This window comes from Herbaspirillum lusitanum, assembly GCF_046025995.1.
GTDB classification, from domain to species: domain Bacteria; phylum Pseudomonadota; class Gammaproteobacteria; order Burkholderiales; family Burkholderiaceae_D; genus Herbaspirillum; species Herbaspirillum lusitanum_A.
Window position 1 is genome coordinate 129137 of sequence record NZ_JAQQFM010000012.1, and the last position, 12549, is coordinate 141685.

The 12549-nt window shown below is 52.7% G+C and carries 9 protein-coding genes; 7 read left to right on the forward strand and 2 right to left on the reverse strand.

Annotated features, from left to right (window positions below; translation table 11 throughout):
* Window positions 1-12: 12 nt before the first annotated feature.
* Window positions 13-3177, forward strand: a complete 3165-nt coding sequence (locus PQR62_RS22990) for a type I restriction endonuclease subunit R (RefSeq protein ID WP_408160395.1) — start codon at window positions 13-15, stop codon at window positions 3175-3177.
* 207 nt (window positions 3178-3384) lie between these two features.
* Here the strand turns inward: PQR62_RS22990 and PQR62_RS22995 are convergent, their stop codons facing one another.
* Both PQR62_RS22995 and PQR62_RS23000 read right to left on the reverse strand, forming a co-directional pair.
* Window positions 3385-3861, reverse strand: a complete 477-nt coding sequence (locus tag PQR62_RS22995; RefSeq protein WP_408160396.1) for a hypothetical protein — start codon at window positions 3859-3861, stop codon at window positions 3385-3387.
* Window positions 3862-4193: 332 nt separating this feature from the next.
* A complete protein-coding gene (locus PQR62_RS23000; RefSeq protein WP_408160397.1) occupies window positions 4194-5186 on the reverse strand; it encodes a hypothetical protein in 993 nt (330 codons plus the stop codon).
* A gap of 181 nt (window positions 5187-5367) precedes the next feature.
* Between PQR62_RS23000 and PQR62_RS23005 the strand changes: the two genes are divergently transcribed.
* The 6 genes from PQR62_RS23005 to PQR62_RS23030 all read left to right on the forward strand — a co-directional run bounded on the left by PQR62_RS23005 (window position 5368) and on the right by PQR62_RS23030 (window position 12287).
* Entirely contained in the window at window positions 5368-5697 is a 330-nt protein-coding gene (locus tag PQR62_RS23005) for a hypothetical protein (RefSeq protein WP_408160399.1), read from the forward strand.
* Window positions 5698-6126: 429 nt separating this feature from the next.
* Entirely contained in the window at window positions 6127-6897 is a 771-nt protein-coding gene (locus PQR62_RS23010) for a hypothetical protein (protein ID WP_408160400.1), read from the forward strand.
* Window positions 6894-8927, forward strand: coding sequence for a TnsB C-terminal domain-containing protein (locus PQR62_RS23015; RefSeq protein ID WP_408160401.1), 2034 nt, complete (start codon window positions 6894-6896; stop codon window positions 8925-8927). Before PQR62_RS23010 ends, PQR62_RS23015 begins: the two co-directional genes overlap by 4 nt.
* The gene (locus PQR62_RS23020; protein ID WP_408160402.1) at window positions 8924-9910 is read left to right on the forward strand and encodes a TniB family NTP-binding protein; all 987 of its coding nucleotides are present in this window, start codon (window positions 8924-8926) and stop codon (window positions 9908-9910) included. The genes PQR62_RS23015 and PQR62_RS23020 overlap by 4 nt, the downstream gene beginning before the upstream one ends.
* Window positions 9907-11745 carry a TniQ family protein gene (locus PQR62_RS23025; RefSeq protein WP_408160403.1) on the forward strand — a complete coding sequence of 613 codons (1839 nt, stop codon included), beginning with the start codon at window positions 9907-9909 and terminating at the stop codon, window positions 11743-11745. Before PQR62_RS23020 ends, PQR62_RS23025 begins: the two co-directional genes overlap by 4 nt.
* A 302-nt stretch (window positions 11746-12047) precedes the next feature.
* Window positions 12048-12287 carry a hypothetical protein gene (locus tag PQR62_RS23030; protein ID WP_408160404.1) on the forward strand — a complete coding sequence of 80 codons (240 nt, stop codon included), beginning with the start codon at window positions 12048-12050 and terminating at the stop codon, window positions 12285-12287.
* Window positions 12288-12549 lie beyond the last annotated feature (262 nt).

Consider the following 12549-nt stretch of genomic DNA (forward strand, 5'->3'; position numbering starts at 1 on the left):
TACTGATTACCCATGACCACTTTTTCCAAAGAATCCGAATTTGAAGCTGCCATCATCCACGAGCTGCGTCAGCGCGGCTGGGGCGAAGCGGATGTCATGAAGTGTCCGAGCGAAGCGGACTTGCTAGCGAACTGGAAGCAAATCCTGTTTGAGAACAATCGCGGGATCAATCGGCTAAATGAAGTACCGCTGACTGATAGCGAGATGCAGCAGATCATGGAGCAGATTAGCGCGCTGCGCACGCCGCTCAAGCTCAACGGTTTCATCAATGGCAAGACCGTCGCCATCAAGCGCGATAACCCTGCGGACGCGCTGCATTTCGGCAAAGAAATCAGCCTGAAAATCTACGACCGCCACGAGATCGCCGCTGGGCAAAGCCGCTACCAGATCGTGCAACAGCCAGGCTACGCCCGAGGCTCGCAGTTGCTTAATGATCGGCGGGGTGACCTGCTGCTCCTTATCAATGGCATGCCAGTGATCCACATCGAGCTCAAGAAGAGCGGCGTGCCAGTAAGCCAGGCATACAACCAGATCCAAAAATATTCGCGTGAGAGAATATTCAGCGGCTTCTTTTCGCTCGTCCAAATCTTCGTAGCGATGGAGCCAGCGGAGGCGCTTTACTTCGCCAATCCCGGGCCGGATGGCAAATTCAACAAGGACTACGCCTTCCACTGGGCGGACTTCAATAACGAACCGATCAACGATTGGAAGACCTTTACCTCCAGTCTGCTGTCTATCCCAATGGCGCATCAGCTGATTGGCTTTTACACCGTGGCGGATGAGTCGGACGGCGTGCTCAAAGTGATGCGCAGCTATCAGTACTATGCCGCTCACGCCGTTTCTGACAAAGTAGCCAAGACCGATTGGAAAAACCCGAACCGCCTGGGCGGCTATATCTGGCATACCACCGGATCGGGCAAGACAATGACGAGCTTCAAGTCTGCTCAACTCATCGCCAATTCCAAAGATGCAGACAAGGTGGTTTTTTTGCTCGACCGCATCGAGCTGGGCACGCAGACGCTGAACGCTTATCGCAACTTCGCCGGAGACGGCAATGAAGTGCAGGCCACGGAACACACAGGCGTGCTCATCAAGAAACTCAAAAGCACGGATCCCGCCGATACCCTGATCGTCAGCTCCATCCAGAAGATGAGTCGGCTCAAGGATGAGGAGGACGGGCTTAAAGGCGATGATCTGGAGAAGATGCGCGCCAAGCGCATTGTGTTCATTGTTGATGAATGCCACCGCTCCACCTTTGGCGACATGCTCATTGATATTAAAAAGAGCTTTTCCGGCGCGGTTTTCTTCGGCTTTAGCGGCACACCAATCCAGCGTGAGAACGTTCGCAAGGACAACACCACCACCGATGTCTTCGGTGATGAGCTGCACCGCTACAGCATTGCCGACGGGATCCGTGACCAGAACGTCCTCGGCTTCGATCCTTACCAAGTGCTCACTTACCGCGACCGCGACCTGCGGCAGGCCGTCGCGCTGGAAAAAGCCAAAGCTACCACGGTGGCTAAAGCGCTTGCCGATGCTGCGAAGAAGAAGGTTTTCAACCGCTACATGCACGACGTGCCAATGGCGGGACACCGGGACAACTCCGGCGTTTACCAATCTGGCATTGAAGACTATCTGCCCAACACCCAATACAGCCGCGACGAGCATCAGAACGCGGTGATTCAAGACATTGCTGACAACTGGGTCACGCTGAGCCAAGGCGGGAAATTCCACGCCATCTTTGCCACCAGCAGTATCGAAGAAGCGATCATTTACTACCGCCTGATGAAGGCGCAGTGCCCGGATTTGAAAATCACCGCGCTCTTCGATCCGCATATCAGCGACGAAGACGGTGCCGCCGATGCCGAGTTCAAAACGAATGGCCTGGTCGAAATTCTTGAAGGTTACAACGCAGCCTATGGGCAGAAATTTGACTTCGGCACGCACGCGAACTTCAAAAAAGATTTGGCTGCGCGCCTCGCCCACAAAAGGCCCTACCTACGCATCGAGGCCGAGCCAGAGAAGCGGCTTGATCTGCTGATTGTGGTGAATCAGATGCTCACTGGCTTTGATTCGAAATGGGTGAACACGCTCTACCTCGACAAGCTGTTGGAGTATGAAAACATCATTCAGGCGTTCTCTCGCACCAACCGCCTGTTCGGGCCGGACAAGCCATTTGGCACCATTCGCTATTACCGCAAGCCCCACACGATGAAGTGTAACGTCGCTGCCGCCGTGAAGCTCTATTCCGGCGACAAACCGATTGGCCTATTTGCCGACCGCTTGCCGATGAACCTAGAGCGGATGAATGCAAGCTTTGTCGAAATCAGCGCCATTTTTAGCGCAGCAGGCATCACGGATTTCATGAAGTTGCCGGAAGACCTCAGTGCACGTGCGGCCTTTGCCAAGCAGTTTAACCAATTCAGCGCCATCCTTGAGGCAGCGAAGATTCAGGGCTTCACTTGGGAACAAACCATCTATGAGTTTGAAGGCGACCCCAAAATAACAGTGACGCTTAGCATTCTTCACCGGCAATACCTCACTCTGCTACAACGCTACAAAGAACTTGGCAGCAGCGGTGGTGGCAGTGGTGACGCCATCCCATTCGAGATCGATAGCCATATCACTGAGATAGACACCGGCAAAATCGATGCCGACTACATGAACTCGCGCTTTGAAAAATATCTCAAAGTTTTGCAGAACGGGAGTGATAGGGAAGCACGGGAAGCAACTCTCCTTGAGTTACAACGTTCCTTTTCCTCGCTTTCGCAAGGCCAGCAAAAGATCGCTGAGATCTTTTTACGTGATATCCACCGCGGAGATGTAGAGATCGATCCTAAACGCAGCTTCCGCGATTACCTCACCGACTACCAGGCCAAGGCAAAGAATAAGGAAGTTGAAGCCATCATTAAATACTTGGGCATTGATGCTGGCAAGCTGATCGCGCTGATGAATACCAATACCACCGTGGCAAACCTAAACGACTACGGTCGCTTCGATGAACTTAAGGCGACGATCGACAAGCAAAAAGCTAAAGCCTACTTTGAAGCACTTGAAGGACAGGCTATTCCTCCCTTTAAAGTGAATATTAAAGCCGCCAACTTGCTGCATGATTTTGTCCTTCAAGGCGGGTTTGAGATCGATGAAGCTAACGAAGTGCATAGCGAAAATGCTTAGAACGAACAGGTGTAGAGAGTTGTTGATTTGCATCGAAAATTGATAATCATCTAGCCGTCCTCCCCTCGCAAGCGCCGAGCAATAAAGTAACGGTGCGAACCCAACTTTATCAAGGAGAACGGTGATGTTGTTTTGCTGCATAGACCTTCAATCAGACAACTGCTTTGTCGTCGTTTCAAATGATGCCGATAGCGCCCGATGATGCGCTCACGTGGATATGGACAGCCGCTCGCGGTAGGCGTATCGGTTTGCCTGCGCATCATATAACGCGTGATGTTCTGGCAGTTTGTTCTTCTTGTGAAATTCGTATCGCAACAATTCGTTGATGTTACGGCTTACCATGCAGGGTCGGCACCACGCTGGCACCCGGCCGTCGAGTGCTACCGAAAATAAATCCCAGTCAGTTTGATAGTCAAAACAGATGTCCACATCTTCGTCGTGGGGCCGGATAATTTTCAACCAACTGGTTATTTTCATATACAGATCGTCGATCGGACAAAAGGCATTTGGCACACGACCAAGTAGTGGAATCACTACTTCACGTACAAATTCACTACAGTTGTCGAGAGGATATGGCACTTCCGCATAAAATTCTTCGCCGGACGCAGCGGCCATGCCAATACTGATCAGATGAGTATCAACAAAATTAGTAAATTCGGTGTCGACAAATACTTTTAGGCTCATGGGTAGTGTTCGTATCAAGACCGCAGGGTAGCTATTTCGAGTACGAATGCCTGGCTACTTCGGCATGCGTTTAAGTGGCAATATTAATGCGGATTTCACTTTGAAATGAAGTCTTCTCGAAACACCAGGAGAAAAGCCGGCGAGATATGTAATCATGTGCCGACTGGACTCCGCAACCGACCGGTTGATTTCTGCCAAACCGAAGAGTCATTCAGGGGCGAACGCTGGAGTTTGTAATCTAGTACATCCTATTCGATTAAGCCACAGTTTATACGCATGACATGTAGACGATTTTTGAATGACGCAAAGGGAGCATCGGTATTAGAACTTCATCACTCTGATTCCTGTGCGGATATCGGCGATGGATGTTCATCCGATATCTCAGACGAAGAATGATGCTTTTTCCTGCTAGATAAAATATTGTTTACTGACTGCCTCTGAATGTAAATGGCGCGCTCAAAAGCGTCGATGATTTTTTTCCTAGGTGGGCCAATGTCCAGATCCGGCCCAATCAATGGATTAATTGCAAATGTTATGTCGAAGCCGCGCGTCCCACGAAGCACCCCGCACATAACGCGAATTTCTTCGGGTGAAGGCATTAAGTGTGCCTCGGCTTCAGTTGTATTCCGGGCAACCAGATGCAAAACACTTGCCCATTGAGAAAATGCATAATCATCAAAATAAAACCGCTGCTCGTTCCACCGAACTTTATTGAAGACTCGCTCAACGTACAGATTAAATAAGTCGGTTCCAACTCTCCGGCATTCGAAGTGATGGCCGAGCATAAGAAGCACGCGAAGAGTGCTTCGCGCAAATTCCGATGCTAGCTCGAAGTTGCCGCGTTCCAAATTCACGAACAACAATATCGTTAGGCATGCAAGCGCATCCATGCTAGCTCGACGCTCAATTTTTTCCAGTACTCGGGGCCAGTCACGGCTACGAATATTATCCCTGCCGTCAAAAACTAATATTTGCAGTTCTGGTTCCAGTTGCTGCAGCCACTTTATCGGATTCGCTGACACATTGCTGCATTGGCGTAACACCTCCCACAACACATAGTTGATCTCCTTACCTGAGCCGTGAACCCGCAAATTCACGCGCGCAACGAGTGCCTCTTCCGGCGTGTGATCACCGCGCTTATAGGTGGCCCATTTATTTCGATGAAATGGGGTGCCATCTTTATCCCGTCCGAAACTTTCTGGTTCCATTAGTCGTTCAAGCGCATAGGCAGAAGTGACGCCGGTTGCCAAGCGTACGCCTTCGTACCAATAGATCCGCATTATTTTGTCAACAACGTCGGTTTTTGAGGAGATATTTGGGCTCATTCAGTATTTTGTGAAGGGCTACTAAAGACAGCATGTAATACAAGAAACGTATTGATTTCAATACGTTACATTAATAATTTCCCCAAAAATAGAGTAACGCAATGCACTTCTCGTCGTATCTGGGACTTTTCTCAGGGAGTTGCTAATATTTGGTGTGACTAATCGTGACAGAGCAGATGACATGAATCCAACGCATTTTAATGAGCCGCTGGCGGTTCTTCTGGACAGAGAACTGACGAGCCGGTATGGCCCAATGGTGTCAAACGACAATCTGCGGCTTGTGCTTGGATACTCCTCGATGGAGGCCTTTCGGCAGGCACTGTCACGTAAGACGATTCCTATCCCAGTTTTCGAGATTGAAAACCGGCGCGGCAAGTTCGCGCTTGTCAAGGATGTGGCCACATGGCTCGCGGCTCAACGGGAGCGCGCTTTTATCGACAATATAGCAATCAAGAGTGCCCCTGAAATGCAGGCGGCAGAACCCATCGTCACAACTGGAGGCGACCGATGACTTAATCTCAATTCAATAGCGATCAAAGTTGGGGCGCTAGAATGACCAAAGCCCAAGAGTTGTAGCTCTTGGGCCTTGTATTTACTGCTTGGATATTGACTGATCCGGTACTAAGTATGGTCCTTCCCGAATCCACTGTCAACGACTTGAACTCCTCACAGGCAGTTCAATTGGGTTCGCACGCCCCTGTTATCTCATTTTCGCGCTAGCGCCCTTAATTCGGGCGCTCGGCACGACACGTCAATGCCGCCTTGATGCGTCAGGACGGCATGCGCATGGAATTTATTCGACAGGGAATCATATGGCAAAGCACAGATACGTATTTCGGGAACCGCATCGAAATGAACGGCGGCGCGCAAGCGCGCCAAGAAGTAATGCTATGGCGGCAAAAATGATAGGTGAGCGAACAATAGAAGCTTGGAGGGTGGCATGAAAAACTCACCATCCTACGGCATTCGCAGCCGCCGAAATGCAATGAACGCCGGTGTCCGGCTTACTGCCCGGACATACGGTAAAGCTCGCATCGGCACCTATGCCAAGAAAGCCGACGGCCACATCACCGTCGATTCCGACCCAGAACGTTTGGTGGCGCACATACTACGCATTGACCCACGCGTGCGCTCATTCAAGCAACAACCATTCACTGTCGACTTGGTCGGCGAACGGCTGCTGTTCACGCGCGAAGAAGTATCCGAGGCACGCAGATTGCGTGGTTGCCGCATCGGAGATATGGAGTACACACCAGACTTTTCTGTGGTTCAGACCAATGGCCTGCTGTGCGCGTACGAGGTCAAAGTCCAGGGCTACGAGGGCGACGACCAGTACTGGATGAAAATCGAGCGCGCCCGGGAAATCATGGAGGCGTACTGCTATTCACTATCTACAGTGATTTTGCCGGCGGACGAACGACATCCGGTCGTCTTCAACGCTCAACTGCTGAAACCCGCGATAGCGCGCGCTCATACATACCTGACGCGGGACATCATCGACCGAGTCGAGCGCTATTGCGAATCCGGCCCGGTGCTGCAGCGCGCACTGTGCGCCAACCTTCAGATTCCGACGGGCCTGATTCCGCCCCTGCTAGCTACCGGTGTGCTGCAGGCAGACGTGGCGCACTACCGTATTTCTGCCGCACTGGAGCTGTCAGCCGGATATGGCGATCTGAGTCACCTTTGCTTGATTGAGGAGCTGCGGTCATGATGTCAGACCTGCGCGCCGGAGACAAATTGGCACAGCCCGGCAAGCCGGATAGCTACTTCGAGGTGCTGGACGCTCGTATCCATGCCGGCACCATCCATATCTTCGATGCAGAAAAACGCGAGGACCGATATGTCGATGAAGCCGGCGTCCGGGTCGGAATCTCGACCGGCAGCCTAGTGCTGTATCGAAAAGGGACACCGCGCGTCGGTATCGCCGCTCAGTACGATAATCCGGCACTGCACGCCAAGGTTCGGTTGCTCCATGACGTACTGCGGCGTATCGATGCTACCTGCTCGAAATGGAGACTATCGTTTAATGCCGCGATTTCCCATGCTCGTGAAGCCTACGAGAAAGAGAACGCGGACAACCTGATATCTTGCAAGTTTCCGTCCCGTCCGACGCTGTTCCGAGCTCATAAGAAGCAACTACTCGGTCTGCCTGTTCTTAAAGGTGACAAAAACAAAGGCAATGGAACGGCCAGGTATTCGAATGACCTTGTCGAATTTCTTGAAGGAGTTATCCGGGATGAGTTCCTTGTCACGGAATCCAAGTGGACGGTCCTGGACCTGACCAATTACATCAACCGTGAAGCCCGCCGTCGCGGCTTACATGTCGCCAAATGCGCTATCAGCCGCAAATTCGTGACCGCTACCATCCGCGACTTGACTGCAGATGCCGAATACGACCGGATGGATCCCCTCAATCGGATCGCTGGTAAGTCGTTCGCCAAGAAACGTATCCGGGCGGCGTTTCCGTTCGCCCGAATTGAACAGGATGCACTGCATCTACCATTCGTCGTGCACACACCTCATGGCGTCGCCCGGACTATCTATCTATTACTTGCGATTGATGTCTGCACAGGGTATCCGGTGGGATGGCATCTCGTCATTGGCGCACCGCGCGAGATGGATTCGCTGCTGTGCCTCGAGATGTATCTGACGCCAGCCAAGGCGGACCGCTTCAAGGAACTGGGTATCGTCCATGCACTGAATATCTATGGCACGCCTAGCCAAGTCATTTTTGATAATGGCCCAGAAACCAAAGGCGGCCGAATCGTTCGCTTGGAGATGCTGGAGATGGACGTCAAGCACTGCAAGGCGAAGGAAGCTCAAGGCAAGCCATTCATCGAACGTTTGAATAGAGCACTCAAGGAAGCGTTGCAGCGCCTCCCCGGCTGCACTCGCTTCGAAGGAAAGGATGGTATGCGCGACCCGGAGGCACTAGGCGAAGAGTTGATGACCGTCGGTGCGCTTGAGCAGTGGATTGTCCGGTGGCTTTACGAAAGCTGGGTCAACACTCCACTCGATCGCCTGCGCTGGGACGAACTACTGATCGATTCGGTCAAGGGTAAGACACCGCTTGAGCGCCTGAACTACTTAACCGAAGAGGGGGGATATCCCATCACCATGCCACCGTCACGTCAGGAATGGATGGCGGCGCTCTTCGATCACAAGATGTGTACGTTGAGTGCCAAGACGGGCATCACGCTTGAGCATGGATTTCGTTACAAGGGCGAAGCCATGTCATATCTTCTGGCCAAGTACGGTGACCACGCGCAGCTCCATGTGGTCTATAACCCCGACGATTTTCGCCAGGCGTACGTGTACGAGGACGATGACCTTCCGCTCATCACGCTGCTGCACGAACACGTCCGTCCAGAAACACCTGCATGGACCTTTGCGGAGGCTAAAAACCGATTCGATTCGGGCATGGATGACTGGATGGTTCCAGATGACAAGGTGCAATTCCAGCGTGACCTTGACGATGCGGTCACCGGAAATGGAAAGGCACGGAAGAGCAAACCACGCGGCAAGCGTGAAGAAAACAAGGAAACCGTGCGCCGGGCTAAAGACCAGTCAGCCATTCAGCGCACTATCGACCGACCGCTTTCGTCGGCCGCGCCGTTTGGGCCTGCACCTTCGACCAATTCATCGTTGCCCACTGAAGGCCCTAAGGCTTCCACCGTCTCGTACGACGACGTACCGTTGATGACTATCGTAAACAGAACCACTGGAGAAAAACTGCTGTGACGCCAGCCCAACAATTACGCCGAGATATCGAAACCTGCGAACTACCGCATCCCATGTTCGTGGCGCATCTCTCTGCACTTAAACGGCGCATCGATGACGCTCTTGCTGGTTTTGCACCGAAAATCGTTCGCGTACCAGGTCCGAGCGGCGTGGGGAAATCTTCGCTCATTGCCACACTGGCGCGGGACTACCATGAAACCCGTATCGACGGACGACGCCATGTTCCCGTATTGGTGGTGGAGGTACCTCAATCCGCGACGGCCAAACTGCTTCCCCAAAGTGTACTGCGGGCGCTGGGAATTCAGGTTCCTAGCCGCATGACGGCTGGAGCGATGTTCGATTTGATGGTGATGCAGCTTCGCCTAGCTGGTACACGTGTGGTGATTTTTGACGAGATAGCTCACCTAGTTGATGAAGGGGCGCGGGTGCCTCCGCGCGCCGCTAGCGACTGGCTCAAGACTCTGGCCGATACACTTGGCATGACGCTAATTTTCTTTGGTATTCCGCGACTCGAACGACTTTTTTCAGCTAATGAACAGCTGCGTCGCCGAGCTTGTCCTGCACGCAATTTCTTGCCATACGACGCAAGCGATACAGAGCAGATGAAAGCATACGTTTCATGCGTCACAAATTATGCCCGCCTGTTCGCTGCGGCTGGCTACCCCATTGACGTGCACCCCCGCGTACTGACGCAGCAAAGCTATTTGCTCTCCGGTGGCCTGATTGGTGTACTTGCCGACTTCATGCGCGAGTTGGCAAGCTCAATGGCGAATGAAGCGCCGCGCGCCATCACATACGCAGACTGCCAGAAGGCACTTGAAGACGTTAGCCACGCGGGGTCACCGCACAAATTGGCTTTCCAGAATTCGGGCATCGAAGACGTGGGCGTGGAGCTGATCGCCCTTAAGCAGGCATACGTCCATGTTTTGACCAGCAACACGGCGTCCGTACCGGTTCGTAAAAAATCAGGAGATAAACCATGAGCCTTATCCTCACCTATGCGCCTCGGGACGACGAGTCTGGAATGGGGTACTATCGTCGACTTTCCGCTGACAATGCGCTTTTCAGCTGGCGCAATCTGACTGACACGGCGGGTGTCGAGCGTAGTCGCCGCGCATTGCTGATGCGCACGAACGACGTAGCCCGTAATCTTGGTTTGGAAACGGCGTGGGCTGAATCCGCCAAACAGAAAGAAGACCTCTGCCACAACTGGGGCCGACTACATCGCGCGCAATCTGATGCTGTGTGTTCGGTGTGCTTGGCTGAATCGCCTTACCTTCGACACCAGTGGGAACACACCTATGTCACAGCATGTCCGCAGCACCACATACAGCTGGTTGACCAATGCGACGCCTGCGGAAAGCACCTTTCGCCGGAGCGACTCTATATAGGATTGTGCTCGTGTGGCCAAGACCTGACCAGCCTACCGCGCGTGCCGGCAACCCGAGCGCAGCAATGGTTGTCGGTGTTAATTGCAAGCAATGGCCGGCAGTCTGGCAGCATGAAGCCAATTCTGCATGACCTGGACATCAACGTTTTGGTGAAGGTTATTCGAACTCTCTGCCTGTATGCAGATCCGAAACAACGCAAGTTGGTGCGCCGTGCAGCCTTGCCAAAATCTGTCGCTGAAGCAGTTGAATTCCTCGCGCCGCTCGAAACTTTGCTGGCCGACTGGCCAATGGGCTTTCGGGCGCATGTTGAGCAACGCATTGCCACCGGTCGCAAGGATGCTCGCACACTGAATACGTTGTTGGGCGATTGGTATATTAGTCTGCGCAAGCTCTGCCAAGGCACAGCACTCGAGCCGCTCCTGCAAATCATCATCGACGTCGCAGCCGAAAAATCCGATTGCGTACTGGGCCTGGATTCGGCCAAGGCTATGGCCGAAGATGCGACTGGATACATGCGGGCACCAGATGCAGCAAAAGCCATAGGTGTCAGTGTTTCACGCCTGCATGACTCGATTCAGACTGGCGAATGCGGGCACCGCACGCGGCGTACGGGCACGCGCGGCCATGTGTATGAAGTTTCATGTGCTGAGGTTGAGCGCATCCAGCAGTTACGTGCCGAGTGGATTTCCGACAACGAGGCCTGCGAGCTGGCAAGTGTTCCACCCGTCGTGCTCGATCGTATGAAAGCGGCCGGCGTTATCCAGTCAGATATACACTGGCGCGAAGATCTAATGAAAGGTGGGCCGGTCGCGCATCAATCCGTGCTGGATTTATATGAGCGTGTTGATCGAGGCGCCGAACCCACTACAGTGGCTGATGATGCGACACTCACTTGGGCGGAACTGACCAGCCGCCGCATGGGTGAGAAGCAAGCCATCGAGTCGCTGATGAAGGCCATTGCGAACGGTGACGTAAAAGCCATCAAGCATGCTCGGACACTCGGCGAAATAGTTTTTAGACGTAGCGACGTATCGGGATATTTTGGTACGCCATTGCTCGAAGCTGGCATGTCGATCCAGCAGCTTGCCAAGACGACCGGCTGGAAATGGGAGTCCATTGATCACTGGGTGAATGAAGGATTGCTGGCATCCGAGACGATTGAACGTCGTGGCCAGTTATGCCGAGTGGTGTTGCCACATCAGTTGCTAGCGTTCCGCCTGTTGTTTGTGCCGTTGGCCGATCTGGCCCACTCTATGGGTACGAAAGCGTCAGCACTATCGCGCTTGTTGCCCGACGTTGAACTGGTCGGAGGGAAACGGCTTCCTGATGGTGCTATGCGTGGCGGGCTAATTCGTCTTGCTGATCTCGGCCGGCTGGCTGTCATCGGTGCGCGGGCTGGTCACGATTTGTTTGTTTCGTCAGCGTAATTTCCTTCTCGATTTAGCCAAGCGTATGTATGCTAACCCAGATAAAATCTGGGGCCACCGACATACTATCCCCTGAGAAATTCGCGTGAAAAAATGTTTCGAATACTCGAAGGAGGGTACGGACTAAACTTTTTTTGCGTTACGGCCGCCGTCATAGCCACGATCCAAACGCGAAGAAACCAGAGAGAAGTTTCACAATTTCAGAGCCGAGTGTCTCTATATTTTTAAGCTTGGAGGCGCATTTACTCGCAGGTTACTACTAGTTCAAATTCTTGAAGGCCTGGTAATTCTATGGGGATAAAATGAGTAGTCAAAACAACCATCAGCGCGTCTCGCAAGAAGACGATTTTTCGCTCGAGCTGGAAAGACTGATTGAGCATGATGATGGGGCTGCAGCGCGCTCTCATCTAGAGGCTGGCCGCTGGATTACTTATCGGGATCAAAACTATCCTGGCGCCATGGTGCGCGAATGGCCAAGCGGGAAGCGCGAATTAATAGAGGCAGACCTGCTCGGGAATATTTTTGTGCTTCGTACTCTTTGATAGTGGCCTTTCTTGCAACACATGCCAACGCGCGCTATACAAATCGTTCTGCATCGGTGGCACTATCTTGATTTGACCAAGCGTGAATTTACCAGTACATTGACGACATTGCCCTTGAGGCCTTAGTTTTACCTATGCCCTGCGTGGCCCCAAAAAGCCCAGCTTCTGCTGGGCTTTTTTGCTTTTGAGTAACGAATTATTTCGCTGAATTTTTGATTGCTTCGGCAGCTAGCCAAGTAGATAGCAGAGGCGTGAATGCCGG

Coding starts and splice junctions, on each gene's coding strand:
- PQR62_RS23005 (WP_408160399.1), top strand. CDS start 5,368: ATGAATCCAACGCATTTTAATGAGCCGCTGGCGGTTCTTCTGGACAGA.
- PQR62_RS23030 (WP_408160404.1), top strand. CDS start 12,048: ATGAGTAGTCAAAACAACCATCAGCGCGTCTCGCAAGAAGACGATTTT.
- PQR62_RS23015 (WP_408160401.1), top strand. CDS start 6,894: ATGATGTCAGACCTGCGCGCCGGAGACAAATTGGCACAGCCCGGCAAG.
- PQR62_RS23025 (WP_408160403.1), top strand. CDS start 9,907: ATGAGCCTTATCCTCACCTATGCGCCTCGGGACGACGAGTCTGGAATG.
- PQR62_RS22990 (WP_408160395.1), top strand. CDS start 13: ATGACCACTTTTTCCAAAGAATCCGAATTTGAAGCTGCCATCATCCAC.
- PQR62_RS23010 (WP_408160400.1), top strand. CDS start 6,127: ATGAAAAACTCACCATCCTACGGCATTCGCAGCCGCCGAAATGCAATG.
- PQR62_RS22995 (WP_408160396.1), bottom strand. CDS start 3,861: ATGAGCCTAAAAGTATTTGTCGACACCGAATTTACTAATTTTGTTGAT.
- PQR62_RS23000 (WP_408160397.1), bottom strand. CDS start 5,186: ATGAGCCCAAATATCTCCTCAAAAACCGACGTTGTTGACAAAATAATG.